General features: G+C 65.1%; 25 protein-coding genes. 2 read left to right on the top strand and 23 right to left on the bottom strand.

The features are described from left to right. Position 1: 1 nt before the first annotated feature. The 22 genes from QX132_RS03380 to eno form a co-directional block, all read right to left on the bottom strand. The gene (locus QX132_RS03380; RefSeq protein ID WP_316160083.1) at positions 2 to 1,054 is read right to left on the bottom strand and encodes a branched-chain amino acid ABC transporter permease; all 1,053 of its coding nucleotides are present in this window, start codon (positions 1,052 to 1,054) and stop codon (positions 2 to 4) included. Continuing rightward, positions 1,054 to 1,920 carry an ABC transporter permease subunit gene (locus tag QX132_RS03375; RefSeq protein WP_315711674.1) on the bottom strand — a complete coding sequence of 289 codons (867 nt, stop codon included), beginning with the start codon at positions 1,918 to 1,920 and terminating at the stop codon, positions 1,054 to 1,056. Before QX132_RS03375 ends, QX132_RS03380 begins: the two co-directional genes overlap by 1 nt. Positions 1,921 to 1,985: 65 nt before the next feature. Beyond that, on the bottom strand, positions 1,986 to 3,224 hold the full coding sequence (locus QX132_RS03370; protein ID WP_315738173.1) for an ABC transporter substrate-binding protein: 1,239 nt from the start codon (positions 3,222 to 3,224) through the stop codon (positions 1,986 to 1,988). Positions 3,225 to 3,323: 99 nt separating this feature from the next. After that, entirely contained in the window at positions 3,324 to 4,373 is a 1,050-nt protein-coding gene (locus tag QX132_RS03365; RefSeq protein WP_316160081.1) for a substrate-binding domain-containing protein, read from the bottom strand. A gap of 199 nt (positions 4,374 to 4,572) precedes the next feature. Next, a complete protein-coding gene (locus QX132_RS03360) occupies positions 4,573 to 5,049 on the bottom strand; it encodes a GNAT family N-acetyltransferase (protein ID WP_315738175.1) in 477 nt (158 codons plus the stop codon). Positions 5,050 to 5,090: 41 nt separating this feature from the next. Beyond that, positions 5,091 to 5,807: a tetratricopeptide repeat protein gene (locus QX132_RS03355; protein ID WP_409997702.1), complete on the bottom strand. Its 717-nt coding sequence runs from the start codon at positions 5,805 to 5,807 to the stop codon at positions 5,091 to 5,093. Between the two features lie 103 nt (positions 5,808 to 5,910). Next, positions 5,911 to 7,635, bottom strand: coding sequence for a dihydroxy-acid dehydratase (gene ilvD, locus QX132_RS03350; protein WP_315738177.1), 1,725 nt, complete (start codon positions 7,633 to 7,635; stop codon positions 5,911 to 5,913). A gap of 234 nt (positions 7,636 to 7,869) precedes the next feature. Continuing rightward, positions 7,870 to 8,841, bottom strand: a complete 972-nt coding sequence (locus tag QX132_RS03345; protein WP_315774989.1) for a tripartite tricarboxylate transporter substrate binding protein BugD — start codon at positions 8,839 to 8,841, stop codon at positions 7,870 to 7,872. A gap of 91 nt (positions 8,842 to 8,932) precedes the next feature. Continuing rightward, positions 8,933 to 10,174, bottom strand: coding sequence for a threonine synthase (locus QX132_RS03340; RefSeq protein WP_315797528.1), 1,242 nt, complete (start codon positions 10,172 to 10,174; stop codon positions 8,933 to 8,935). 125 nt (positions 10,175 to 10,299) lie between these two features. After that, positions 10,300 to 11,721, bottom strand: coding sequence for a dihydrolipoyl dehydrogenase (lpdA, locus tag QX132_RS03335; RefSeq protein WP_316160078.1), 1,422 nt, complete (start codon positions 11,719 to 11,721; stop codon positions 10,300 to 10,302). A gap of 32 nt (positions 11,722 to 11,753) precedes the next feature. Then, positions 11,754 to 11,993 carry a hypothetical protein gene (locus tag QX132_RS03330; protein WP_316160076.1) on the bottom strand — a complete coding sequence of 80 codons (240 nt, stop codon included), beginning with the start codon at positions 11,991 to 11,993 and terminating at the stop codon, positions 11,754 to 11,756. Positions 11,994 to 12,032: 39 nt separating this feature from the next. Further along, positions 12,033 to 13,376: a pyruvate dehydrogenase complex dihydrolipoamide acetyltransferase gene (locus QX132_RS03325; protein ID WP_316160075.1), complete on the bottom strand. Its 1,344-nt coding sequence runs from the start codon at positions 13,374 to 13,376 to the stop codon at positions 12,033 to 12,035. A gap of 2 nt (positions 13,377 to 13,378) precedes the next feature. Next, positions 13,379 to 13,684, bottom strand: a complete 306-nt coding sequence (locus QX132_RS03320) for a DUF5076 domain-containing protein (protein WP_015666657.1) — start codon at positions 13,682 to 13,684, stop codon at positions 13,379 to 13,381. A gap of 12 nt (positions 13,685 to 13,696) precedes the next feature. Further along, positions 13,697 to 15,094 (bottom strand): pyruvate dehydrogenase complex E1 component subunit beta, encoded by a 1,398-nt coding sequence (locus QX132_RS03315; protein WP_316160073.1) that lies wholly within the window; start codon positions 15,092 to 15,094, stop codon positions 13,697 to 13,699. A gap of 29 nt (positions 15,095 to 15,123) precedes the next feature. After that, complete coding sequence (gene pdhA, locus QX132_RS03310; protein ID WP_315756686.1) at positions 15,124 to 16,146, bottom strand: pyruvate dehydrogenase (acetyl-transferring) E1 component subunit alpha; 1,023 nt, start codon at positions 16,144 to 16,146, stop codon at positions 15,124 to 15,126. A 198-nt stretch (positions 16,147 to 16,344) separates the two neighbouring features. Then, positions 16,345 to 16,662 (bottom strand): septum formation initiator family protein, encoded by a 318-nt coding sequence (locus tag QX132_RS03305; RefSeq protein WP_315780149.1) that lies wholly within the window; start codon positions 16,660 to 16,662, stop codon positions 16,345 to 16,347. Positions 16,663 to 16,726: 64 nt separating this feature from the next. Next, positions 16,727 to 17,518, bottom strand: coding sequence for an aldolase (locus tag QX132_RS03300; protein WP_316160071.1), 792 nt, complete (start codon positions 17,516 to 17,518; stop codon positions 16,727 to 16,729). Positions 17,519 to 17,664: 146 nt separating this feature from the next. After that, on the bottom strand, positions 17,665 to 18,222 hold the full coding sequence (locus QX132_RS03295; RefSeq protein ID WP_316160069.1) for an NADPH-dependent FMN reductase: 558 nt from the start codon (positions 18,220 to 18,222) through the stop codon (positions 17,665 to 17,667). Between the two features lie 148 nt (positions 18,223 to 18,370). Continuing rightward, complete coding sequence (locus QX132_RS03290) at positions 18,371 to 19,540, bottom strand: serine hydrolase (protein WP_316160068.1); 1,170 nt, start codon at positions 19,538 to 19,540, stop codon at positions 18,371 to 18,373. Positions 19,541 to 19,789: 249 nt separating this feature from the next. Beyond that, a complete protein-coding gene (locus QX132_RS03285; RefSeq protein ID WP_316160066.1) occupies positions 19,790 to 20,785 on the bottom strand; it encodes an MBL fold metallo-hydrolase in 996 nt (331 codons plus the stop codon). A gap of 119 nt (positions 20,786 to 20,904) precedes the next feature. After that, on the bottom strand, positions 20,905 to 22,044 hold the full coding sequence (locus QX132_RS03280; RefSeq protein ID WP_316160064.1) for a zinc-binding dehydrogenase: 1,140 nt from the start codon (positions 22,042 to 22,044) through the stop codon (positions 20,905 to 20,907). 36 nt (positions 22,045 to 22,080) lie between these two features. Beyond that, positions 22,081 to 23,364: a phosphopyruvate hydratase gene (gene eno, locus QX132_RS03275; protein WP_315738192.1), complete on the bottom strand. Its 1,284-nt coding sequence runs from the start codon at positions 23,362 to 23,364 to the stop codon at positions 22,081 to 22,083. A 158-nt stretch (positions 23,365 to 23,522) separates the two neighbouring features. Here eno and queF point away from each other — a divergent pair, with 158 nt between their 5' ends. Further along, positions 23,523 to 23,999: a preQ(1) synthase gene (gene queF, locus QX132_RS03270; protein WP_315738193.1), complete on the top strand. Its 477-nt coding sequence runs from the start codon at positions 23,523 to 23,525 to the stop codon at positions 23,997 to 23,999. Between the two features lie 28 nt (positions 24,000 to 24,027). Beyond that, the gene (locus tag QX132_RS03265; protein WP_315738194.1) at positions 24,028 to 24,333 is read left to right on the top strand and encodes a hypothetical protein; all 306 of its coding nucleotides are present in this window, start codon (positions 24,028 to 24,030) and stop codon (positions 24,331 to 24,333) included. Positions 24,334 to 24,355: 22 nt separating this feature from the next. On the opposite strand, the gene QX132_RS03260 is transcribed toward QX132_RS03265, so the two are convergent. Further along, positions 24,356 to 24,931, bottom strand: a complete 576-nt coding sequence (locus QX132_RS03260; RefSeq protein WP_316160061.1) for a hypothetical protein — start codon at positions 24,929 to 24,931, stop codon at positions 24,356 to 24,358. Between the last annotated feature and the right edge of the window lie 579 nt (positions 24,932 to 25,510).

Genomic DNA, 25,510 nt, shown 5'->3' with positions numbered 1-25,510 from the left:
GTCATTCGGCTCCTGCGGGATGCGGCGCCGCCGCTGGCTGCATCGGGGGACCGCCGGTCTTCTTCCTGTCCGGCATCAGCCGCATCACAAGATCGCGGGCGGTCGGCACCATGCCCTTCGGCAGCAGCAGCACGAAGATCACCAGCACGCCGCCGAGCACGAGGTTGGAATTCAAGAGCTGCTGCGAGCCGATATAGGCGACGATGTATTCGATCACGACGCAGCCGATGATCGGACCGAGCAAGGTGCCGAGACCGCCGACCGTGATCCAGATGATGATCTCGGCCGACAGCGACAGGCTGAAGATGGTGGGGCTGACAAAGGCGCCCCAGTTGACGTAGAGCGCGCCGGCAAGACCGGCGATCGCGCCGCCGAGGATGAAGGTCAGGCACTTCACGAGCCGCGGGTCATAGCCGAGCAGCGAGGCCCGCACCTCGTTCTCACGCACCGCGACGATGACGCGCCCGGCCGGCGCCGCCAGCAGCAGCCGCAGCAGCAGGAACACGCCAAGCAGCACATAGGCTGTCGTCCACCACGACTGCTCCGGCGACAGCACGGTCGACGGATCGAACGGCATGTTGAAGGTCGGCACCGCCGGCATGCCGTTGAAGCCGCCGAGCAGCGCCTTGCCGATCTTGTAGGCATCGCCCGAGGTCGAGTTGACCGAGTTGAACAGGATCAGGGTGACCGTGAGCGTGATGACGCCGAGATAGACGTCGGAGATTCGGCCGAAGAAGATGAAGTAGCCGAGGATCGCCGCGAACAGCGCCGGGATCACGATGGCCAGCAGGATCGCCGGCGTCGAATCCTGGAAGTTGATGGCCGCGATGGCATAGGCATAGCCGCCGAGGCCGAAGAAGGCGGTCTGCCCGAACGACAGGATGCCGCCGAAGCCCCAGATGAAGGCGAGGCTCAGCGCCAGCACCGACATCGCGGCAAACAGCGTCAGCTGCATCAGGGCGAACAGCTCGATCACGCTCGGCACGATCGCAATCGCCACGATGGCAAGGACGATCGCACCCATCTGGCCCGCAAGACGGGAGTGCTTGGGCATCACAGGTTCCCCTTGAAGAAGCGCCCGGAGATGCCCTGCGGCAGCAAGCGGATCAGCACGATCGCGGTGGTGAAGACGATGACCTCGCCATAGACAGGCGTGGTGAAATAGGCGCCGATCTGGTTGACCGAGCCGAACAGGCTTGCCGCGGACAGCGTGCCGGAGAGGATCGCCGCGCCGCCCCCGACCACGGTCATGAAGGCTTTTGCGACATAGGCACCGCCCATCACCGGGGTGATGCCTGACACCGGCGCCAGCAGGCCGCCGGCGAGGCCCGTCACGGCCGCGCCGAGCGCGAAGGTGCTCATGTAGACGCGGGCCGGATTGACGCCGAGCGTGGCCGCCATCGCCGGGTTCTGCATCGTCGCGCGGGCCACCAGGCCGAAGCGGGTGTAGCGCATCACGCCGTAGATGATCGCCATCATGACGGCCGCCATCAACGCAAGGAACAGCGTGTAGTAGCTCGACTGGTAGGATCCGATCGAGAAGCCGCCGAGCGGCGTCGGCACGCCCTGCTGGGTGTTGCCATAGATCGTCGTGATGATCCCGATGATCAGGAGGCTGAGGCCCCAGGTCGCGAGCATCGAATCGACGAGGCGGCCATAGAGAAAGCGGATCAGGCAGCGCTCGATGACGAGGCCGACGATGCCGACGAACAACGGCGCGATGATCAGCATCGCGATCCAGATGTTCACCCCGGCATTGGCGGAGATCACCGTCGCATAGGCCCCCAACATGATGAACTCGCCATGGGCGAGATTGATGATCTTCATCATGCCGAAGATGATCGCCAGTCCCAGGCACAGCAGGAACAGCGAGGAGATTCCATTGAGGACGTCGAGCGCGAGGATGACGTAGATCGCCATGCGTCAGGTCTTTCAGGGCAGTCCAATGAAACCGGGTCCCGCCGGATGGCGGGACCCGGCAAGCGTCAGAGATTGATGATGTACTGCTTGACGTCGTTCGGGTTCTTGACGAGGTCGCAGACACCAGCGGTGTCGGCCGGCTTGGCGTCGGTGTAGGTTTCCAGCACCGACCATTTGCGTTCCTTCACCTCGGCAAGGAACGCATTGCGGACCGTGTGATGCGTCGGCTTGTCCAGCGAGACCTTGCCGCTGGGACCATCGAAGACGAGGCCGCTTTCGAGCGCCTCGATCACCTTCATCCGGTCGATGCTGCCGGCCTTCTTGACGCCTTCGGCCCAGAGCATCACCCCTTCATAGGTGCACGAGGCGAGCTCGCTGATGTAAGGCGAATCCGGATGCGCCTTCTTGATCTTCTCGACGAAGCTCTTGGAGGCCGGCGTGGTGAGTTCCTCGAAATAGCCGTAGGCGCCGATGATGGCGTCGCTCTCGGCGGCATCGAGCGTCGAGGGCTCGTTGACGAGGCCGAAGGTGGTCGAGGCGATCGGGATCTTCCCCTTCATGCCGGCCGCGGTCCACTGCCGGTAGAACGCCGTGTGGTTGCCGCCGACCAGCGCCGACAGGATGAGGTCGGGCTTGGCCGCCTGGATCTTCGAGATGGTGGAGCCGAAATTGGTGACGTCGAGCGGGAAAAAGTCGGTCGAGAGGATCTCGCCGCCATTGTCCTTGCAGTATTTGGTCATCCACTTCGCGGTGATCTGACCGTAATTGTAGTCGGCCGCGATGATGTAGGCCTTCTTGCCGGACTTCTTCATCGCGCTCGGCACAAGCTTCTCCACGGTCTGCGCCGGCGTCGTGCCGGTGCAGAAGGTGTTGCGGTCGCAGACGCCGCCTTCGTACAGCGTATTGTAGAAGTACAGCACCTTGAAGCGGTCGAAGGTCGGCCGGATCGCCTCGCGCGAGGCCGAGGTGATGCCGCCGTGAACGACGTCGACCTTGTCCTTCACCGCCAACTGCTGGGCGTATTGCGAGTACATCTGGATGTTGGACTGGGTGTCGTAGTGGATCACCTTCAAGGGACGTCCGAGCAGGCCGCCCGCGGCATTGATCTCCTCAACGGCAAGCTGCAGCGCATAGACCATCGGCGTGCCGGAGGTGCCGATGGGACCGGACTGGTCGTGCAGGCTGCCGACCGTGATCGGGTTCTCGGCCGCGAGCGCACCCGAGCGCAGCACGGCGGGTGCCGCGATCAATGTCGAGGTCGCGATGGCCGAGCGTTGCAGGAAACGACGTCGGGAGAGAGTCATAAAGGTCCCCATGGGTTGATGATGCTGGTTCATGATCCGCGATAAGTTTAAAATGACAATATTTGAAAAGGCAAGTGTTTTTAGGAAGCGCCCTGCGCGCTAGCGCGACGCGACGACCGCGAAGTCGTAGCCGTCCAGCTCGGCGAGATGGATCGGGTGGCGTCCGCCAACCACCGGCTGCGCCTCGTTGCCGCGCGCCGTGCGCCGCTGCAGCGTGCGTCCGTAGAAGCGCCTGAGGTTGCGGGCGTCGAAGCTCTCGGCGCGCTCGATCAGCGCGGCGAGCGCGTGAATCCCTTCGTAGCAGGATTCGCCGTAGCCGTTGGGCGGCGGCGGATTGTCGCCGAATGCCGTGTAGTAGCGCTCGAGGAACGCGCCGTTGTTGCGCGACCGCAGCGAGGCGAAATAGCTCGACGCCACGTAGACGTTCTCGGTCTCGCCGCTGTCGAGTCCGTAAACGATGGTCTCGTCGAAGGCGGACGAGAATCGCAGAACGTGGCGGCTGAGGCCGGCGGCGCAGAAGGCGCGGCTGAAGGCGATGCAGTCGAAGCCGAGAAAGACCGGCAGCACCACGTCGCTGCGCGTCGTCTTGATGCGGTCGAGCATCTCGTCGTAATCGTGGATGCCGACCGGCACGTAGCATTCGCCGGTCACCGTGCCGCCGAAGCGCGCGATCAGCCGCTTGGCGATCTGCAGCGACGAGCGCGGCCAGATGTAGTCGTTGCCGCAGAGGAAGAACCGCCTGGCGCGCTTGACCTCCGAGAGCCACTGCACCGCCGGCCCCAGCAATTCGCCGGCGGTCTCGCCCGTGGTCATCACGTCGCTGTTCGCCGACAGGCCTTCGAACTGGGGCGTGTAGACGAACGGCACGCGGCCGCGCGCGGCTTGCGCGACAGGATCGCGCGCGTAGCTCGGCAGCATGCCGACGAGGCCGTCGACGGCGAGCTCGTCGACCGCCTCGACCGCAGCCCGGCCCGCGCTGGCGGCGGTCGCGCCGGCGTCGATCACGATCAGCTCGACCTGTCGGCGGCGGATGCCGGCGGCCTGGTTCAGCTCGGTCACGGCCAGCCGCCCGCAGGCTTCGGCGGAGGGCGCCCACAACCCTGCCGAGCCGCGCTGAGGAATGATCAGGCCGATCCGAACGCTGCGCAAACGTGCCGCCTCTGCTGTTGCAGAGGAATTGCACTCACGAATCGTGCCAAGCGCGTTTTGGCGTCATCGGGGTCGTTCGTGTACCAAAGATCGCCGATTTTGGTTCTGGAACCTGACGCTGGTCAAAACATCGGCGCGTCATCGCCCACTCCTTGGGCAGCCGCTGCCGTGGCCTTGATGTCTCACCGTGGCCCGCGACTCACGGCGCGGTGGCGAGCGTCTTGCTCATTGGATAGGAGGCCGCGGTGCCGAACTTGCCGGCGGGCACGCCGACATCGGCGTAGCCGCGGGCAAGATAGAATCGGTGCGCCGTTTCGGTGCTGAGCAGCGCGACGTCGCGGGCGCCCAGTGCCATCGCCCGGCGCTCCAGCTCCGCCAACAGCGCCGAACTGATTCCACGAAAGCGCGCCTGCGGCGACACGTAGTTGGCCGTGATCTCGCCGGGGTGCGCGAGCCCGCCGACGGCGAGAATCGCCCCCTCCTCGACCGCCACCAACAGCGACCGGCCTTGCCCGTCGGCCCAGGTCGCGACGTTGTCCGGCGTCTTGTTGGCGAGCCAGCGGCCAAGGATGTCGGGATCGCCGCGGTGATCAGCCACGCACAGTTGGATGATGGATGCCCGCAGCATCTCGCAGGCCGCCGTTGCGTCTTCCGGTGTCGCATCGCGAATGACCATTCAATCCCTCTCTCGAACGGAGGGAACGCGATGCGCTCCTGCTACTCGCGCTTGCCCTGCACCCAGCTCTCGAGCATCTGCAGCGCCGAGGCGCGGTCATCGTCGGAGGCCTTGGCGAAGGCGCGGTTGTAGCTCTCCTTGATCCAGGCTTCGTCCGCACCGGCGCTGTCGCGCGCCAAGGTGAGCCACATCAGGCCGCGCGCCGGCTGGCGCGGCAGCCGGTCGCCGTTGAACAGCATCTGGCCGAGCAGCGCCTGGGCCTGATGCTGGCCCTTCTGCGCGGCGAGGCCAAGCCAGCGCGCGCCATAGCGGAAGTCGTCGCGCGAGGCATCCGCCGTCTTCAGGTACATCCGCGCCAGGTCGTATTGGGCGTCGGCATTGCCGAAGTAGGACGCCGCATAGGAGAACATCTCCCGCGCGCGATCCGGATCGGCCTTCACCTTCGTGTTGGGGATGCCGCTCAGGTAATAGCGGCCAAGCGCGACAAAGGCATTGGCGACGATCTGCGCCTGCGGCGCCGACGGACTGTCCTCCGCATGCGCATTGGCGATGCGGCTGAAATAGTCGAAGGCGCGCATGTCATCCCGCGCAACGCCATCGCCAGCCGCATACATGCGGCCGAGCTTGAACTGCGCAACCGGGTGACCTTCCTCCGCCGCGTATTGCAGCGCCGTCAGCGACTGCGTGGGCGACGTGGAGGACGTGGTCGCAGGCAACGCCTTGCGCAGCGCGCCGGCGCCGGCCTGAGCTCCAGCCACGGGGATCGCCGGCTCCTGGTTGACCGGAGCGCCATCGAACGCGAACGATGGCGTCGGCAACGCGAGCGGGGCAACCCCCAGCATCAATGCGAAAATGATCCGATCAGATGTCCGCATAGCAATACTTCTCTTGCGCACCACCTGGGTGAGTCACGGCGCCCGCCACGGCCGGCCCCACCTGCTGGGCATATTTCCAAAGTGCACCTGACGTGTGATGCGTCTCACGCGGCGTCCACTTGGTCTTGCGTGTCGCCAGCTCGGCATCGCTCAACTTCACGTTAAGGATACCCGCCTCGGCGTCGATCTCGATGATGTCGCCATCCTCGACCAGAGCGATCGTTCCGCCGACCGCCGCCTCTGGTCCGATGTGGCCGATGCAGAAGCCGCGGGTCGCGCCCGAGAACCGGCCATCGGTGATGAGCGCGATCTTGCCGCCCATGCCCTGCCCGGTCAGCGCCGCCGTCGTCTGCAGCATCTCCCGCATGCCCGGACCGCCGCGCGGCCCCTCGTAGCGAATGACGATCACCTCGCCTTCGCGATAGGTGCGCTTCTGGACGGCGTCAAAGGCGTCCTCTTCCCGATCAAAGCAGCGGGCCGGCCCAGAGAATTTCAAGTTCGACATGCCCGCGACTTTCACGATCGCGCCCTCCGGCGCGAGATTGCCTTTCAGACCGACGACACCCCCGGTTGCAGTGATCGGCTGGTCGGCCGGCATCACCACGTCCTGGTGCGGATTCCACTTCACGCCTTTGAGGTTTTCGGCGATCGTCCGGCCGGTGACTGTGAGGCAGTCGCCGTTCAAATAGCCATGGTCGAGCAACGTCTTCATCAAGAGCGGAATGCCACCAGCCTCGAACATGTCTTTGGCGACATAGCGGCCACCCGGCTTCAAATCCGCGATATAAGGTGTCTTTTTGAAGATTTCGGCGACGTCGAATAAGTCGAACTTGATGCCCGCCTCGTGTGCAATCGCAGGTAGATGCAGCGCAGCATTGGTCGACCCGCCGGACGCCGCCACAACCGCAGCGGCATTCTCCAGGGATTTTCGCGTGACGATGTCGCGCGGGCGGATATTGGCGGCGATCAGCTCCATGACCTGTTCGCCAGCCGTCATGCAGAACGAATCGCGGATTTCGTAAGGCGCCGGGGCGCCGGCCGAATAAGGCAGCGCCAGCCCGATCGCTTCGGAGACCGTCGCCATCGTATTGGCCGTGAACTGGGCGCCGCAGGCGCCGGCGGATGGACAGGCGACGCGCTCGAGCTCGTCGAGGTCCTCGTCCGACATCGCACCCACCGAATGCTTGCCGACGGCCTCGAACATGTCCTGCACCGTGACCTGCTGGCCGCGAAAATTGCCCGGCAGAATCGAGCCGCCATAGATGAAGATCGAAGGCACGTTGAGCCGGACCATCGCCATCATCATGCCCGGCAGCGATTTGTCGCAGCCGGCGAGCCCGACCAGCGCATCGTAGGAATGGCCGCGAATCGTCAGCTCGACGGAATCGGCGATCGCCTCGCGCGACGGCAGCGACGAGCGCATGCCGTCATGGCCCATCGCGATGCCGTCGGTCACGGTGATGGTGCAGAATTCGCGCGGCGTGCCGCCCGCATGCGCCACGCCCTTCTTGACCGCCTGGGCCTGCCGCATCAGCGCGATGTTGCAGGGCGCGGCCTCGTTCCAGCACGAGGCGACGCCGACAAAGGGCTGGTGGATCTGGGCCGTGGTCAGGCCCATCGCGTAGAGGTAGGACCGATGCGGCGCACGCTCGGGCCCTTCCGTCACATGACGGCTGGGCAGCCTGCGCTTGATGTCGGTCTTCGCGTCCATCGCTGTTCTGGCCTCCCGGTGCTGAGGAGAACGCTAAAATCCTAGAAATGGATTTTCGGCAGCCTCACACGCACTGGTTATGTTCTGATCAAAGTATTTCACGACCAGGTGTGGCTAAAAAGCGGCGCGTTTGCGGAGCGCCGGAGATTGTTACCAAAACTTCGTAAACTGTGGCGACGTCGCAACATTCGTGGCCGACGCGCAACCATCCGCGGTTAGCATGGAGAGCGAAAGCTACTCGGGCACCACCCCGGAGGCTCGGATCATCGGCCACCATTTATGGATCTCGGCGCGCTGCAGGGTTCCAAGGGCGGCCGGACTGCGCTGGTCCGCCGCCGGCATCTGCAACCCCAGGTTTTTCAACTGATTTTTCACATCCGGCTCATCCAGCGCAGCCACCGCGGCCGCATTGAGCGTGTCGACGATCTCCTTGCTGACGCCCTTCGGGAGCCAGAGTCCCGACCACAGGGTCATGTGGAAGCCCGGCAGGCCGGCTTCATCGGTGGTCGGGATCTCGGGCGCGGAATCGAGGCGCTTGGCGTCCGTGACGGCGTAGGCGCGGATCGTGCCGGCGCGGACCTGGTTGATGGCGTTGGAGGTCTGGTCGACGATCAGATCGATCTGGCCGGCGACGAGATCGTTCATCGCCGGCCCCGTGCCGCGATAGGGCACGTATTGCAGCTTGAGGCCGGTGACCTGCTCGAAATAGAGGCCTGCGATGTGGCTGCCGGAGCCGTTGCCCGCCGTGCCGGCCGATACGGGGTTCGGCTGCGACTTCACCCAGGCGAGAAACTCCGGCAGCGTTTTGGCCGGGATGTTGTTCCTGCTGACGATGATCATCGGATTGCTCGGCAGCAGCACGACCGGCTCGAGATCGGCCTCGAGGTCATAGCCAAGCCGGTAGACGGCGCCGTTCGCGACGTGGGTGCCGAGATGGCCGAAGCTCACGGTGTAGCCGTCGGGCTTCGAGCGCACCGCGCGTCCCACGCCGATCGAGCCGCCCGCGCCCGTCACGTTCTCGACCAGCACCGGCTGGCCGAGCGTCCGTTTCATGTGCTCGGCGAGGATGCGCATCATCGCATCCGATGGGCCGCCGGCGGCGAACGGCACGATCACGGTGATCGCGCGCGAGGGGTAGGTGTCGGCGCGCGCTGGCACCGCCAGAGCCAGGCACGCAAACAGCACGGCGCAAAGAGCTCGTCGCATCACGTCCTCCCTTGTGTCGCACGCGCCGGTCACAGACGCGAATGCGTCTGCGCCGGAGCATGTGCTCGAGGCCGCGGTGCTGTTTTGTTAGTTAGAACTGCCCGAAGTCGATCGGCTGGTGACGATCGAGCGTCCGGGTGACCGGCGGCAGCGGATATTTAAGTCCTGTCGCGCAATTGAACAGCATGACGCGATCGTTTTTCGTCACGCGTCCGTCGGCCAGGCTCTGCTTGTAGGCGGCATAGGTCGCCGCGCCTTCCGGGCACAACAGCAGCCCCTCCTCGCGCGCGACTTCGCTGAGCGCAGATGAAATCTTCTCGTCATCGACCGCGATGGCGAAACCTTTGCTCTCGCGGACGGCGCGCAGGATAAGGAAATCACCGACCGCCTGGGGCACACGGATGCCGGACGCGATGGTGTGGGCATCCTCCCAGCGCGTCGCATGCTCGACGCCCTGCTCGAAGGCGCGCACCATCGGCGCGCAGCCGGAGGCCTGCACCGCCACCATGCGCGGGCGCTTCGAGCCGATGAAGCCGATCTTCTCCAATTCGTCGAACGCCTTCCACATGCCGATCAGGCCGGTGCCGCCGCCGGTCGGATAGAAGATCACGTCGGGCACGTCCCAGCCGAGCTGCTCGGCGAGCTCCAGGCCCATCGTCTTCTTGCCCTCGATGCGATAGGGCTCCTTCAGGGTCGAGGTATCGAACCAGCCGACCTTGGCCTTGCCCTCGCCGACGATCTTGCCGCAATCGTCGATCAGACCGTTGACGCGATAGACGGTCGCGCCCTGCAGCTCGATCTCGCTGACGTTCACCTCCGGCGTATCGGCCGGACAGAAGATCGTGGTCTTGATGCCGCAGGAGGTCGCGTAGGCCGCGAGCGCAGCACCGGCATTGCCGTTGGTCGGCATCGCCATGTGCTTGATGCCGAGCGCCTTGCCCATCGACACCGCCATCACGAGGCCGCGCGCCTTGAACGAGCCGGTCGGCAGCCGGCCCTCATCCTTGACAATGATCTCGCCGCCGCCGAGCTTCTTCGACAGCTTGGGCAGATTGATCAGCGGCGTCATCACCTCGCCGAGGCTGACGATGTCCTGGCATTTGCGCACCGGCAGCAGCTCGCGATAGCGCCACATGTCGGCCGGACGCTGCGCGAGCGCGTCCTTGGTCAGCGCCTGCTTCACGCCGGCGAGATCGTAGCGCACCAGGAGCGGCTTGCCGGCCTTGGACAGGTTGTGGACCTGGTCCGCCGGATAATGATCGCCCTCCATCGCGCATTCGAGGTGGGTGACGAAGGTCGGGCGTTCGATAGTGAGATTGTCGTTGGATTTCACGGTGAGACCTCTGGCTAGTGTCGTCATTGCCGGGCTTGACCCGGCAATCCATCTTCTTCCTCGAGAGTCATGCCAGGGGTGATGGATGCGCGGGTCAAGCCCGCGCATGACGACGGGAAACGAGACTACATGTTCAGCACGCGGCCGTAGGCGTCGAGCACGGCTTCCTTCATCATCTCCGACAGGGTCGGATGCGGGAACACCGTGTGCATCAGCTCTTCCTCTGTCGTTTCGAGGTTCATCGCCACGACATAGCCCTGGATCAGCTCGGTGACCTCGGCGCCGACCATGTGGGCGCCGATCAGCTGTCCCGTCTTCTTGTCGAAGATCACCTTGACGAGACCCTGGTCCTCGCCGAGCGCGATCGCCTTGCCATTGCCGACGAAGGGGAAGCGGCCGACGCGGATGTCGCGGCCCTGCTCCTTGGCCTTGGCCTCGGTGAGGCCGACGGAGGCGACCTGCGGATGGCAATAGGTGCAGCCGGGAATGAGGTTCTTGTCCATCGGGTGCGGATGCAGGCCCTTGATCGCCTCGATGCAGACCACGCCCTCATGCTCGGCCTTGTGCGCCAGCATCGGCGGACCGGCGACGTCGCCGATCGCGTAGAGGCCGGGCACATTGGTCTTGCCGTAGCCGTCGATGACGATGCAGCCGCGATCGGTCTTCACGCCCAACTTCTCGAGCCCGAGATTCTCGATGTTGCCGACAACGCCGACCGCCGAGATCACGCGATCGAACTCGACCGACTCCGTCTTGCCCTTGCCGTCGTCGATCGTCGCCACCACGCTGTCGCTCTTCTTGTCGAGCTTGGTGACCTTGGCCCCGGTCATGATCTTGAGGCCCTGCTTCTCCAGCTGCTTGCGGGCAAGGCCTGCGATCTCGGCGTCCTCCACGGGGAGGATCTGCGGCAGCACCTCGACCACGGTGACCTCGGAGCCCATGGTGCGGAAGAACGAGGCGAACTCGATGCCGATCGCGCCGGAGCCGACGACCAGCAGCGACTTCGGCATCTTGTCCGGCACCATCGCCTCGAAATAGGTCCAGACCAGCTTCTTGTCCGGCTCGAGGCCCGGCAGCACGCGCGGCCGCGCGCCGGTCGCGACGATGATGTGCTTGGCCTGATAGACGCCCTCGCCCAGCGCGCCCTTGGGCGCTTCGACATCCGACTTGGTCACCGTGATCTTGCCGGGCGCATCGATCGCGGCGCGCCCCCAGATCACCTGGACCTTGTTCTTCTTCATCAGGAAGCCGACGCCGTCGTTCAGCCGCTTGGAAACGCCGCGCGAGCGCTGCACCACCGCCTTCGGATCGTAGGAGATCTTCTCGGCAGAGAGGCCGTAATCCTTGGCGTGCTGCATGTAGTGATAGATCTCGGCCGAGCGTAAGAGCGCCTTGGTCGGGATGCAGCCCCAGTTCAGGCAGATACCACCGAGGTAGGACTTCTCGATGATCGCGGTCTTGAACCCGAGTTGGGCTGCGCGGATCGCGGCGACGTAGCCGCCCGGGCCGGAGCCGATGATGATGACGTCGAAGGATGTGTCGGCCATTACGGCTCCCATTCAACTGAAGCAGTTGGAAATCAGATGGTCGTGGTGCTGCCGACGGAACGTCGCCAGATCAAGGCTCGAACAATTGCCTCCAGCAGCATCAGCACAGCGCAGATCGCGAATCCAGCGAGCACGATTGGCGCCCAGATGCCGCGCGACAGCGCCTCGCCGGAGAAGAAAGCAGAATGGATGACGTCGATCCCGAGCGGGTTGGCGAACAATGCGACGCTCACCAGTGCCGTGATCCAGGGCCACCGCGTTCTGATGCGCATGCGCTGGCCCCGTTTGCCATCCCGCTCCGGAAAGCAACATCACACCATCATCATCACGGGATTCTCGATCAGTTGCTTGAAGGCGCCGATCAGCTCGGCGCCGAGCGCGCCGTCGATGGCGCGATGGTCGCAAGACAGGGTCACGCTCATCATGCTCGCGATCTCGATCTTGCCGTTGCGCACCACCGGGCGTTCCTCGGAGGTGCCGACCGCGAGGATCGTCGCATGCGGCGGATTGATCACGGCGGTGAAGTGGTTGATGCCGTACATGCCGAGGTTCGACACCGCCGTGGTGCCGCCCTGATATTCCTCCGGCTTCAGCTTGCGCGAGCGGGCGCGCGCGGCAAAATCCTTCATCTCGCCGGAGATGGCCGATAGCGTCTTGGTCTCGGCCTTGCGGATGATCGGCGTGATCAGGCCACCCGGCATCGCCACGGCGACGCCGACGTCGGAATGCTTGTGCTTGACCATGCCCCCTTCGGTCCAGCTGACGTTGCAGTTCGGGATCTTCTGCAGCGCCACCGCCATCGCCTTGATGACGAAGTCGTTGACCGACAGCTTGTAGAGCGGCTTCTTCTCCTTGTCCTTCGGCGCCGCCGCATTGATCTCCTCGCGCGCGGCCAAGAGCTTGCCGATGTCGCAGTCGATCGTCAGGTAGAAGTGCGGGACGTTCTGCACCGACGCGGTCAGGCGCTGCGCGATGGTGCGGCGCATGCCATCATGCGGGATGACCTCGTAGGAGCCCGGCTCGAACAGCGCCAGGATCTGCTTGTCCGACATCGAGGGCGCGAGCGCGGGGGCGCCTGCCGCGGCGGTTGCGGCTGACGGCGCGGCCTTGAGGCCCTTGCCCGATTTCGCCTCCTCGACGTCACGCGCGACCACGCGGCCATGCGGGCCGGTGCCGGTGATGCGGGCGAGATCGATGCCGGCATCCTTGGCGAGCCGCCGTGCCAGCGGCGAGGAGAAGATGCGGGCGTGGCCGTTCAGCTGCGGCGCAGCGGCGGGCGCGGGAGCAGCAGGAGCTGCGGCCGGCTTCGGCGCAGGCGTGGCGACAGGAGCGGCTGCCGCTGCGGCAGCGGGCTTTGCTTCTGGCTTGGGAGCTGCGGCCGCCGGCGCGCTGCCGGCCGCCTTGACGTCCTCGCCCTCGCCGGCGAGCACCGCGATCACGTCGTTGACGGGTACATCCTGCGTGCCTTCCGGCACCAGGATCTTGGCGAGCGTACCTTCGTCGACCGCCTCGACTTCCATCGTGGCCTTGTCGGTCTCGATCTCGGCGATGACCTCGCCGGACTTGACCTGGTCGCCTTCCTTCTTGAGCCAACGAGCAAGGTTGCCCTTCTCCATCGTCGGCGACAGCGCGGGCATGAGAATGTTGATCGGCATGATCAGTGACCTTGTTTCGACCTGGGGCTGGTGGTGCCCGTGTCGGTCGGCCGAGCCAGCTCGGCTTCGAACATCTCGACGATGCGCTGCAGCGCCTCGTCTTCGGAATAATCGCTCTCGCGCGCATAGGCGCGCGCAGCATGGCGGGCGACGTCGACCAGGAGCAGCCCCCACACGTCGGGCTCCTCGAAGGCGCGCTGGAAGGCGATCGAGAGCCCGCCATCGAGCACGAAGGCGCGCAACACTTCGGTGGCGTCCTCGCGGCCGATGACGTCCGGCGGCAATGGCTGCTCCTTGGGTCCGGCCATCTGGGCTTTCCCTTACCGGTAGCAGACGGATTTGGCGGCCTGCACGACCTCCGCCGCCGACGGCAGCGCGAGCTTCTCGAGGTTGGCCGCATACGGCATCGGCACATCCTTGCCGGACACGCGGACGACCGGCGCATCGAGATAGTCGAAGGCGTGCTCCATGATCCGCGCGGCAATCTCGGCACCGACGCCGCTCTGCGCCCACCCCTCTTCCACCGTGACGGCGCGGCCGGTCTTCTTGACCGAGGCGACGATGGTCTCCGTGTCCATCGGGCGCAGGGTGCGCAGGTCGATCACCTCGGCCTCGATGCCCTCCTTGGCGAGCTCGTCGGCGGCCTTGAGCGCATAGGTCATGCCGTTCGACCACGCGATGATCGTCACGTCCTTTCCGGCGCGCGCGATGCGCGCCTTGCCGATCGGAATCACGTAGTCGTCGAGCTTCGGCACCTCGCCGGAATGACCGTACAGCACCTCGTTCTCGAGGAAGATCACCGGGTTCGGATCACGGATCGCCGCCTTCAGCAGGCCCTTGGCGTCCGCCGCCGAATACGGCGCGACCACCTTCAGACCGGGCACGTGCGAGTACCAGGACGAGTAGTCCTGGCTGTGCTGGGCGGCAACGCGCGCCGCCGCGCCGTTCGGGCCGCGGAACACGATCGAGCAGCCCATCTGGCCGCCGGACATGTAGAGCGTCTTGGCTGCGGAGTTGATGATCTGGTCGATCGCCTGCATGGCGAAGTTGAAGGTCATGAACTCGACGATCGGCTTCAGGCCGGCCATCGCGGCACCGACGCCGATGCCGGCGAAGCCGTGCTCGGTGATCGGCGTGTCCATCACGCGGCGGGCGCCGAACTCCTGCAGCAGGCCCTGGGTGACCTTGTAGGCGCCCTGATATTCGGCGACCTCCTCGCCCATGATGAAGACGTCGCCGTCGCGACGCATCTCCTCGGCCATCGCGTCGCGCAGCGCCTCGCGGATGGTCTGCGTGACCATCTCGGTGCCCGCGGGCACCTCGGGATCGGGCTGAGCAACGCTCTGCGGCGCAGCCACGCCGGTCGGCGCGGGCGCGGCCGGCGTGGCTGCGGCAGGCTCGGACGGCGGCGCCGATTGCGCAGCCTTCGTCTCGGCCGCAGGTGCTGCGGCCTTGCCGAGATCGGCCGCGGTCTCGCCGTCCGCGAGGATGGTCGCGATCGGCGTATTGACCGCGACGTCGGCGGTGCCTTCGGGGATCAGTATCTTGCCGAGCGTGCCCTCGTCGGTCGCCTCGACCTCCATCGTGGCCTTGTCGGTCTCGATCTCGGCGATCACGTCACCCGACTTGATCGCCTCGCCTTCCTTTTTCAGCCATTTGGAGAGATTGCCCTTCTCCATCGTGGGCGACAGCGCAGGCATCAAAACTTGAATTGGCATATCAGCTCCGGACAAAACAGCGTCTGCGCTTAACGGTAAACGTCGGTGTAGAGCTCGGCGACATCCGGCTCGGGATCGGCCTGGGCGAAATCGGCGGCCTCGTTGACGATCTTGCGCACGTCGGCGTCGATCGCCTTGAGATCCTGCTCGGTGACCTTGGCCGCCAGCAGGCGGTTGCGCACCTGCTCGATCGGATCCTGGTCGTGACGCACCTTCTCGACTTCCTCGCGGGTGCGATACTTGGCCGGGTCGGACATCGAGTGGCCGCGATAGCGATAGGTCTGCATTTCCAGAATGTACGGGCCCTTGCCCTCGCGGCACCACGCGACGGCCTTCTCACCGGCAGCCTTCACGGCGCGGACGTCCATGCCGTCGACCTGCTCGCCCGGGATGTTGAAGGAGATGCCGCGCTTGGAGAAGTCGGTCTGCGCCGAGGCGCGCGACACGGCCGTGCCCATCGCATAGCGGTTGTTCTCGATGACGTAGATCACCGGCAGCTTCCAGAGCTCCGCCATGTTGAAGCTCTCATAGACCTGCCCCTGATTTGCCGCGCCGTCGCCGAAATAGGCAATGCTGACTGAGTCGTTGCCGCGGTAGCGGTTGGCGAGCGCGAGGCCCGTCCCGAGCGACACCTGGGCGCCGACGATGCCGTGGCCGCCGAAGAAATTCTTCTCCATGCTGAACATGTGCATGGAGCCGCCCTTGCCCTTGGAGTAGCCGCCGCGGCGCCCGGTGAGCTCGGCCATGACGCCCTTGGCATCCATCCCGGTCGCCAGCATGTGGCCGTGATCGCGATAGCCGGTGATGACCTGATCGCCCGGCTTCAGCGCCATCTGCATGCCGACGACCACAGCCTCCTGCCCGATGTAGAGGTGACAGAAACCGCCGATCGCACCCATGCCATAAAGCTGACCCGCCTTCTCCTCAAAGCGACGGATCAGCAGCATGTCGCGCAGCGCGGCCAATTCCTGTTCTCTGGTGAATTCCGGCGGCGGGCCGTTGTCTCTGTCCTGCCCTTGTTCCTTTGCGGCGGTCTTCTTGGGTGCGGCCATGGCAATTCCGGATGAGAGAAAAAGTAGCTCTCTCTAGCTCAACTCCAAGGCACGTAAAAGGACTGCGTGAATTGCGGTTCATTTTGCTTTGCCGCACTGCAAACGAGCGCGAAATAAACGAATGCTGATGAGCGCGTTTTTGAAATTCCTGACGCCACGGCCTGCTAAAGTTTAGGCACCGCGGCGAAGGGACACGCGTCACTGCGGCCGATTGATCCGGATCAGATCACGCGGGTTGGCATAGCCGAGCTGAAAACGGGCGCGTTCATCGAGCATGTCGGGATCGACCCGGTCGGAGCGCAGCAGCAATACGCGCTTCTCACCCTCCGCCCGCTCCTGCTTCAACCGGGCGAGCTCGGAGGTGAGCGCAACGATCTCCTGGTCGAGCTCCTGACGCGCGGTCAGGCCGTACCGGCCGGTATAGGCGTTGATGCCGAAATAGCCGATGATGGCGGCCGCCATCGTGTAGAGGGCTAGCCCGGTCAGGAAGGATTTGAGGCGCGCGCGGGAGACCATGGCCCGAGAATGCGGCGCCCCGGTTAAGGAAACGCTAACCCTGAGCCCCCGTGCCGCTACGCGCTCAAGCCCGATAGGCGGGCTCCTCGGCGTCGAGCGTCCGCTTGATCGCTTCGAGATGCAGCCGCGCCGATTCCGCATCCCCCTCCCGCATCTGGCGATAGGCGGCCTCGGCGATGTCGGGCGCCACCGGCACCACCTTGCGCCCGGTCGACAGCGCCAGGCACTGAACCTGGCAGGCGCGCTCGAGATAATAGAGATCGTCCCAGGCTTCGGCGATGGTCGGCGCCAGGACCATGACGCCGTGATGCTTCATGAAGACGATGTCGGCATCACCGACAGCCCCGGCGATGCGGTCCCCCTCGCGCGCGTCGAGCGCCAGCCCGTTGTAGTTCGCGTCGACGGCGGTTCGTCCATAGAATTTCAGCGCCGTCTGCCCGGCGAAGATCAGCGGATCGCCTTCGGTCATCGAGAGCGCGGTGGCATACGGCATATGCGTATGGAACGCGACCTTGGCGCGCGGCAGCGCCTTGTGGATGCGGGCGTGGATGTAGAACGCGGTCGCCTCCGGGCGGCCGTCGCCGGCAATGACGTTGCCGTCGAAATCGCAAACCAACAGCTTCGAGGCGGTCAGCTCACGAAAGGCATAGCCGTAGGGATTGACGATGAAGAGGTCGTCATAGCCGGGCACCAGCGCCGAGAAGTGGTTGCAGATGCCCTCCTCGAGCCCATGCCGCGCCGCCATCCGGAAACAGGCCGCCAGATCGACCCGCGCCTGCCAGACGGCCTCCGAGTCGAGATCCGGCTGGTTCGGGCCGGGCTTCGCCGACGACGCGGGTGTGAACGAATGGGCCATCGTGCTTCCTTGGCAATGCGCATCCTTGCGCAGGTCCGGCGTTGCCTTGAAACGGATCGGGCAAGGCGCGTCAACGCCCTGCCCGCATCATACCCGTCATGCAGTTGGCGACCGCCGCACGGGCGGAGGCACTGCGACGCCCCTGGTCAGCCGTTCTGCTTGGCCACGAAGGCGGCAAACGCCTCCAGATATTGCTGCAGCACCGTCTTGAGCGAATCCTTGACCAGCTCACCCTGGACGTCGAAGGCGTCGCCGACCCCGTTCAGGTAGATCTCCGGCTGCCCCATGACCGGACCCGCGATGCCCGGCATGATGTTCTGCAGGTGCTTGGCCGCCGCGACGCCGCCGAGCGCACCCGGCGAGTTGGCGATGAGACCGACCGGCTTGCCCAGGAACGAGCTCTGCCCATAGGGGCGCGAGGCGATGTCGATCGCATTCTTCAGCACACCGGGAATCGAGCGGTTGTATTCGGGCGTCAAGATGAGCACGCCGTTCGAGGCCTTCAGCTTGTCGCGCAGGGCGAGCCAGTCGGCCGGCGGATTGGCTTCGAGATCCTGGTTGAAGAACGACAGGCCGTTGAGCGTGGTGACGTCGATCTTCAGGCTGACCGGCGCCAGCTTGGCCAGGGCTTTGGCGATCTTGAGCGTGAAGCTCTCCTTGCGGAGACTGCCGACGAGGGCGACGATCGAATAGGGTGCAGGCATGGGGAGATCCTTTGAGGAGCGGCGTGTGAGGGGCACTTAAAGCGCTCCGGCAGGAACATGCAAGTGCATGAAACCGGATCCCGCGAAACACTGCGCTTCATCGCAAGAGGCGCTCGATGCCCCCACCCGCCTGCCGCTTCCCTCGGGCTCAACCCGTCTCTTTGAGGTGACGGGTGAATTCCGCCACCGCCTGGTGCGTCAGCCAGATCGCCTGGCCATCGACGGGCTGCGCCCATGACGAGACCTTGGCGATCACGATGTCGTTGGACGTATCCACGAACAGGTTCTGGCCGTGAATGCCCATCGCGAACATGAGCTGCGGCTGGTCGTTGATGACGTACCAGCCGCTGCGATAATGCATGTTGCGGCTGATGGCGGCAAAGCTGTCGCGCCACTGCCCGTCGCGCCACGCCTGGGCGTCGCCATTGTGCCTGATGTCGTCGAGCCAGCCCTCGGGGATGATCGTGTGCGAGCCGCGCCGGCCGCCTGACAGCACGAGCTGGCCGAGCCGCGCAACGTCGCGCAGCGTGGCGCAGAACCCGCCGGTGCAGCGCGGCGCGCCCTTGCGGTCGAGAGTGATGAAGGCCTCGCCGCTGGCGCCCATCGGCTTCCACAACAGGGTGCTGACCAGGCTCGCGAAGCTGCGGCCGGTGGCGCGCTCGATCGCCCAGCCCAGGAGATCGGTGTTGGACGAGACGTAGCTGAAGGCGCCGCCATGCGGCGCCGCCCGGGCGCGCATCGTCGCAAGGAAATCGTGCAGGTTCGGCGTCGTGCCCGGCGCGACCGGCTCCCAGCCCGCGGCGTCGGCATAGGCCTGCAGGCCGGCACCATCGAGCACGACGCCCGCACGCATGTCGAGCAGCTGCCGGATCGTGGCGCCGCGATAGGCCGTGGCGGCCACTTCCGGCACATAGCGCGTGACCTCGGCGTCGACATCGAGCTCGCCGCGGCCGGCCAGGATGCCGACGATGAGGCCGGTGATCGACTTGGTCGCCGACATCAGGATGTGCGGCGTGTCGCGATCGGTGCCGCCGTCATACATTTCGAAGACGATGCGGCCGTCCTGCAGGATCAGGAGCCCGTCGGTCGCCGTCGCCTTCAGGAAACCGTCGAGATCGAGCGTGCCGCCCTTGGGCAGCCGCACGCTGAAATCGTCGAACGACACGTGGCTCGCCGGCAGCGGCCATGCGCTGCCGGGCGCGCTCTCGATGTCGGCGACCGGCAGGATCGCGCGGATGTTGTGAAAGGCCCAGCGGCTGAACGGAGCAGTGCGCCAGTTGGAGAGATCGGCGTTGGAGGGAGAGGGATCGGTCGACATACGAATCCTGCGGGATTTCCGAGGTGCTCGACATAGGGGTTGGCAACAGGCGCGGAAAGCCCGACATTTCGCATATGCAAAAACGCTCAGGCCGCCCGAAGGCGGGCTGTTCGCGCGATCTCTCCTCTTCGTCATTGCGAGGAGCGCAGCGACGAAGCAATCCAGAGTCCCGACCTGGCCCTGGATTGCTTCGCAGAGCCTGTCATCGGGCCGCGCGTTCGCGCGGACCCGTTGGCTCGCAATGAGACCTCAGATCACCGGATTCCACGGCGCCGGAATCAGCCGGTACTTGGCGCCGTCCTTCTCGACATAGCCCACCGAGGGGAACGAGAAGTGGAAGCCGATCACTCGGGCCTTCTCGGCGGCGGCCATGTCGTAGAACTTGTGCCGCGTCTCCTGCGCCATCGCGGCATCGGTGTCGAACATCACGTGCCAGTCCGGGTTGCGCAGGAACAGCTCGGGGACGTTGGTGACATCGGCCTGGATCAGGACCCTGGCATTGCCGGAGGCGACCGCGAACGAGGTGTGGCCCGGCGTGTGACCGGGCGTGCCGAGCGCGGTGATGCCGGGCGCGACTTCCTTGTCCCACTCGTACTGGGTGACCTTGCTCTCGAGCCCGCCGAACACCTTCTTGAAGTTGGCGAAATTGCCCTTCATCAGGTCGGTCTGCGCCTTGGCGGCATTCTCGTCGCTGGCCCAGAACGCCCACTCCTTGGCCGGCACCTTCAGCTCGGCGTTCGGAAATGCCAGCGAGCCGTCGGCGAGCTTGAGGCCGTTGATGTGGTCGCCGTGCATGTGGGAGAGCACGACGACGTCGATGGACTTCGGATCGACGCCGGCCGCGGCGAGGTTCTGCAGCGTGCGTCCGACCGCGCCCTTGCTGGCCTCGAAGGCGCCAGCGCCGTTGCCGGTGTCGATCAGGACCAGCTTGGAGCCGGTGTTGATCAACTGCGGATTGAAGGGGATCGTGATCATGCCCTTCGGCATGTAGGCGCTTTCGGCAGCCGCGAGCGCGTCGTCCTTCGCCGTGTTGACGACGAACTTGTCGGGCATCGGGAAGGTACGCGCGCCGTCATTGACGGAGGTGCATTCGTAGTCGCCGACCTTGTAGCGGTAGAAGCCGGGCGCCTGCGCGCCGGCGGGCGCAACCGCCGCGCGTGCCGGCGCGGCCAGCGGCGGCAAAGCGGTTGCAGCTCCGGCGAGGGCCGCACCGGCCAGAAATCGACGGCGATCCAATCGGGTCATGACAAATCTCTCCTCAGTGCTCCATGCGGCTGACACCGCCCCCAGACAAACGGGGCGGATTTTCTCCGCATGCGGGCCAAACGCAAGCCCGTCAGCAACGTCCGGGGAGCGACGTTAGGTCACTTCTCTTTGTTGGGGTCGATGAGGAATTTTTCGCCGGTGGCCCGTTTGGCGTACACGGCGAGATTGGCCGGATCGAGGGCTTCGGGAAGTGATACGACCTTGGTGTAGTGGCTCGCAAAGGTCGTCTTGAGCTCGTCGACGACGCGCTGCCGCAACCGCTCGGTATCCGCCTTGCCGATCTTCATCAGGAACGGAAACAGCAGCCAGCCGCCGACGCTCCAGGTCATGCCGAAGCCGCGCGTGATCTCGGTCGGGCGCGTATCCAGGCTGCCGTAGATGTAGACCTGCTTGTGCACGTTCGAGCCGTAACGGCTGTAGGGGTGCTTGCCGGACTTGTTGATCGCGGCCTCCATCGCATTGAGGATCTGGCCGGCGAGCTTGCCGCCGCCGATCGCATCGAAGGCGATGGTGGCGCCGGTCTCGACCAGCGCAGCGATCAGGTCATCCATGAAGGTCGGCGCCGTCGAATCCACGATATATTTTGCGCCGATGCCGCGCAGCAGCTCGGCCTGTGCTGCACTGCGTACGATATTGACGAGCGCAATGCCGTCCTTGAGGCAGATCTTGTTGAGCATCTGCCCGAGATTGGAGGCCGCCGCGGTGTGCACCAGCGCGGTATGGCCCTCGCGCCGCATCGTCTCGGTCATGCCGAGCGAGGTCAGCGGATTGACGAAGCAGGAGGCGCCCTCGGCCGGCGTGGTGCCGGCCGGCAGCGGCAGGCATTCGGAGACCTTCAGGCAGCGATACTGGCTGTACATCGCGCCGCCGATGGCGGCGACGGTGCGGCCCATCAGCGCCTTGGCGGCGTCCGACGAGCCGGTCTTGACCACGACGCCAGCGCCCTCATTGCCGACGGCCAAGGACTCGTCGAGCCGGCCGGCCATCGCCCGCATCCCCGCCTCCGGCACCTTGGCGGTGATCACGGGGCGGTCCTTCGTGCCGGACGCCTGCAGGGTCGACAGATCGGCCGCGCCGACGAGGAGGCCCAGATCGGACGGGTTGATCGGCGCCGCCTCGATGCGCACCACGACCTCGTCCGGCCCCGGCTCGGGGGTCGGCACGTCGACCAGCGAGAGCTCGAGCTCGCCGCTGCGCTTGATCAGCGTCCGCAGTTGCAGGCCTGCCTCGACACCCATGCGCGCCTCCCCTGTTGGTTCTTATTCAGCGCAGGCTCAGGCCAAGGCCTTCAGCGCCGCCCTGCCCGCATATTTGGCCTGCGCATCCAGCTCCTGCTCGATGCGCAGCAGCTGGTTGTACTTGGCGGTGCGGTCGGCTCGCGCCAGCGAGCCGGTCTTGATCTGCCCGCAATTGGTGGCGACCGCGAGATCGGCAATCGTCGAATCCTCGGTCTCGCCCGAGCGGTGCGACATCACGGCGGTGTAGCCGGCCTTGTAGGCCATCTCGACCGCGGCCAGCGTCTCCGTCAGCGTGCCGATCTGGTTGACCTTGATCAGGATCGAATTGGCGCGCCCGTTGCGGATGCCGTCGGCGAGACGGTTGACGTTGGTGACGAACAGGTCGTCGCCCACCAGCTGGCACTTGTGGCCGATCAGGTCGGTCAGCTCCTTCCAGCCGTCCATGTCGTCCTCCGACATGCCGTCCTCGATCGAAGCGATCGGGTAGCGGGCGACCAGGTCCGCAAGATACTTGGCCTGCTCGGAGCGCGAGCGTGACTTGTTCTCGCCCTCGTAGACGTACTTGCCGTCCTTGAAGAACTCGGTTGCGGCGCAGTCGAGCGCCAGCATCACGTCCTCGCCCGCGGTATAGCCGGCCTTGCCGATCGCGCTCATGACGAAGTCGAGCGCGGCGTCCGCCGACGGCAGGTTGGGCGCGAAGCCGCCCTCGTCGCCGACATTGGTGTTGTGGCCGGCCTTCTTCAGCTCGGCCTTCAGCGTGTGGAAAATCTCCGAGCCGCAGCGCAGCGCTTCCGCGAAGCTCGGCGCGCCCACCGGCATGATCATGAATTCCTGGAAGTCGATCGGGTTGTCGGCGTGCACGCCGCCATTGACGATGTTCATCATCGGCACCGGCAGGGTGCGGGCCGAGGTGCCGCCGACATAGCGATACAGCGGCATGTCGTAGGAAATCGCCGCCGCCTTGGCGCAGGCGAGCGAGACGCCGAGAATGGCGTTGGCGCCGATCCGGCTCTTGTTCTCCGTGCCGTCGAGCTCGATCAGGATCTGGTCGATCTGGACCTGGTCCTGCACCGACATGTCGCTGAGCGCCTCATAGACCTCGTCGTTGATGGCTTCGACGGCCTTCAGCACGCCCTTGCCGAGATAGCGGTGCTTGTCGCCGTCGCGCAGCTCGACCGCCTCATGGGCGCCGGTGGAGGCGCCGGACGGCACGGCGGCGCGGCCGACCGAGCCGTCCTCCAGCACGACGTCGACCTCGACCGTGGGATTGCCACGGCTGTCCAGGATTTCGCGGCCAATGATGTCGACGATGGCGGTCATGAGGTCCTCTCGCGGGCGTTTCTGGGTGGACGTTGTTGCGCTGCTTCTACCGCAAGGTCACGGGGGCGAAAAGGCCACCTGACGCGGAAATCACGAAGCGGATGACGTGGGCGCTCCGATTGGCTAAAGGGGCGCCTCTGCGGCAGGTGACACGACACATGGCGAAAAAATCCAACCCATCCCTGACATCCGCCGGCCTTCAGCTTGGCCGCGAGGTGGCGACGCCCGACAGTCCGGACGCGGCCAAGCTCGACCGCGTTCCCAATCCGCAGAAGGACACGGATTACCTGGCCCGCTTCACGGTGCCCGAGTTCACCTCGCTCTGCCCCGTGACCGGTCAGCCGGACTTCGCCCATATCGTCATCGACTACGCCCCCGGTCCCTGGCTGGTCGAATCCAAGTCGCTCAAGCTGTACCTCGCGAGCTTCCGCAACCACGGCGCCTTCCACGAGGACTGCACCGTCGCGATCGGCAAGCGCCTGGCGTCAGAGATCAAGCCCAAATGGCTGCGCATCGGCGGCTACTGGTACCCTCGCGGCGGCATCCCGATCGACGTGTTCTGGCAAACGGGCAAGCTGCCGAAGGGCCTGTGGGTGCCGGACCAGGGCGTGGCGCCGTATCGCGGGCGGGGGTGATGACGATCGAGAAGCGGAAGGTGCGGTCGTGAACGGCGCAGTCGAATATGCCCGCCTGTCGGTGTTCTGTCCCAAGTGCACCACAACCGTCACGTGGCCGCCTTCGCTGTCAGCAACGGACAAGGCGAGAATTGCAGCCGAAATCCGCCGCAGCCAGATTGAGGGCCACAAACTGCTCGTCGCCCAGTTTGGCTTCTCGATGAGGGAAGCCAAAGCTCTGACGCTGCATGTAACGCTGACGGAAGGCACGTGCCACCGCTGCCGTCGTCCGCTTTCCCGGAAGGACGATGTGAGCGTCTGCGAGACGTGCCGCTCGGCCAACCTCGACTGGTAGTCGCCGATCGCGCGCTCCTGCCTCAATACGCGTAGTAGCCGTCGAACTTCGCCTTGTAGGCGGATGGACACAGGATCTGAAACGTACTCAGCATTGCGTCCGTCCTCGCCGCCGTGCTGTTGTCGACGATCTGCTCGTTGCGATGATCCTTCCAGTTGGTGCGGATCATCTTCTTTCCTTCGCCGCTCGACTGAGGCTCCCCGGTGCCGACCAGCGAGTAGTTGCCGAACTCGGTATAAACCGTGTTCTTGGAGCACATCGCCCGCCGCTTGGTCTGTTTGCCGGCGTTGAGATCCATGACCTGCTTGGCGCAACGCGCCACTTCCGCCGGCTTGATGTCGTCAGGCGGCGGCTCGCGCAGGCAGCTCTCGATCGCGTCGTCGAGCTCGATCCGGAACGTCACCGCGGCGGTGTCGCTATCCTGGTCGGAGATGGTCAGAATGGTCGCATCGCCCCTGTGGGCGCTGAGCAGGATCTTGGCAGGCGCCGTCGCAGCAACGCGTGGGCTCTCGGACTTGGCCGAGGGCTGCGCCAGCGCCTGATGGAAACCGCCCGCAACGATCGCGACATACAGCAACAAATGCCCCGCCCGCTTCACCGTCGTTCTCCCTTCACTCACCGCCAAGAATATTAGATAGAACAAATCAGAAACACAAGTCAAAATACCTTCAGGTTGTATTGGCCGGCGCACGCATTTGCGGCGCAGCGCATGCAAAGTCCCGCATCAATGACCGTCCGTGGCGGCGAGTCGCCCGTCGGGCATGGTTGCTATCAGGCGAGGCCCTTCGCCATCGATTTCGACTGCTGAACCTCCTGCGCCTCAAAACTGAATTTTGTTGTCCGCTCAGGGCGATCACCCCTGTCCAGATCTTCCGCGAAAAACATTCTTCTTTCGCTTTATCGGAATTCGTGATTGATTGCTCCCGTCCCGTCTCGATCAGAGGGGCGCTTCGCGGTCGTCACGGACGTTGAGGCGGGATGCGGTGGGCGTGTCGGGGTCGCAGCGTGATCACTCATGCGGACGAGCGGTCCTGATGCGCCGGCGAAATCGTATGGGATTACGGTGACAGTGCACTTAATTCACAATCCCAGGATTATGGTGACAGTGCACTTAATTCACAATCCGCCGCTCCGGGGCATTTAGTGCACTGGACTGCACCCCTTAAGTGAGACACGA

It is taken from the genome of Bradyrhizobium sp. SZCCHNRI20481 (assembly GCF_032485055.1).
Lineage (GTDB): Bacteria > Pseudomonadota > Alphaproteobacteria > Rhizobiales > Xanthobacteraceae > Bradyrhizobium.
This window is presented reverse-complemented; position numbering and strand designations above follow the sequence as displayed.

Excerpts from the sequence above, each read along its gene's own strand:
- QX132_RS03370 (WP_315738173.1), bottom strand. The coding sequence starts at position 3,224 with ATGACTCTCTCCCGACGTCGTTTCCTGCAACGCTCGGCCATCGCGACC.
- QX132_RS03345 (WP_315774989.1), bottom strand. The coding sequence starts at position 8,841 with ATGCGACGAGCTCTTTGCGCCGTGCTGTTTGCGTGCCTGGCTCTGGCG.
- QX132_RS03360 (WP_315738175.1), bottom strand. The coding sequence starts at position 5,049 with ATGGTCATTCGCGATGCGACACCGGAAGACGCAACGGCGGCCTGCGAG.
- QX132_RS03295 (WP_316160069.1), bottom strand. The coding sequence starts at position 18,222 with ATGCCTGCACCCTATTCGATCGTCGCCCTCGTCGGCAGTCTCCGCAAG.
- QX132_RS03380 (WP_316160083.1), bottom strand. The coding sequence starts at position 1,054 with ATGCCCAAGCACTCCCGTCTTGCGGGCCAGATGGGTGCGATCGTCCTT.
- QX132_RS03315 (WP_316160073.1), bottom strand. The coding sequence starts at position 15,094 with ATGCCAATTCAAGTTTTGATGCCTGCGCTGTCGCCCACGATGGAGAAG.
- pdhA (WP_315756686.1), bottom strand. The coding sequence starts at position 16,146 with ATGGCCGCACCCAAGAAGACCGCCGCAAAGGAACAAGGGCAGGACAGA.
- QX132_RS03280 (WP_316160064.1), bottom strand. The coding sequence starts at position 22,044 with ATGGGTGTCGAGGCAGGCCTGCAACTGCGGACGCTGATCAAGCGCAGC.
- QX132_RS03305 (WP_315780149.1), bottom strand. The coding sequence starts at position 16,662 with ATGGTCTCCCGCGCGCGCCTCAAATCCTTCCTGACCGGGCTAGCCCTC.
- QX132_RS03375 (WP_315711674.1), bottom strand. The coding sequence starts at position 1,920 with ATGGCGATCTACGTCATCCTCGCGCTCGACGTCCTCAATGGAATCTCC.
- QX132_RS03300 (WP_316160071.1), bottom strand. The coding sequence starts at position 17,518 with ATGGCCCATTCGTTCACACCCGCGTCGTCGGCGAAGCCCGGCCCGAAC.
- QX132_RS03285 (WP_316160066.1), bottom strand. The coding sequence starts at position 20,785 with ATGACCCGATTGGATCGCCGTCGATTTCTGGCCGGTGCGGCCCTCGCC.
- lpdA (WP_316160078.1), bottom strand. The coding sequence starts at position 11,721 with ATGGCCGACACATCCTTCGACGTCATCATCATCGGCTCCGGCCCGGGC.
- QX132_RS03320 (WP_015666657.1), bottom strand. The coding sequence starts at position 13,684 with ATGGCCGGACCCAAGGAGCAGCCATTGCCGCCGGACGTCATCGGCCGC.
- eno (WP_315738192.1), bottom strand. The coding sequence starts at position 23,364 with ATGACCGCCATCGTCGACATCATTGGCCGCGAAATCCTGGACAGCCGT.
- QX132_RS03325 (WP_316160075.1), bottom strand. The coding sequence starts at position 13,376 with ATGCCGATCAACATTCTCATGCCCGCGCTGTCGCCGACGATGGAGAAG.
- queF (WP_315738193.1), top strand. The coding sequence starts at position 23,523 with ATGGCGAAAAAATCCAACCCATCCCTGACATCCGCCGGCCTTCAGCTT.
- ilvD (WP_315738177.1), bottom strand. The coding sequence starts at position 7,635 with ATGGACGCGAAGACCGACATCAAGCGCAGGCTGCCCAGCCGTCATGTG.
- QX132_RS03290 (WP_316160068.1), bottom strand. The coding sequence starts at position 19,540 with ATGTCGACCGATCCCTCTCCCTCCAACGCCGATCTCTCCAACTGGCGC.
- QX132_RS03330 (WP_316160076.1), bottom strand. The coding sequence starts at position 11,993 with ATGCGCATCAGAACGCGGTGGCCCTGGATCACGGCACTGGTGAGCGTC.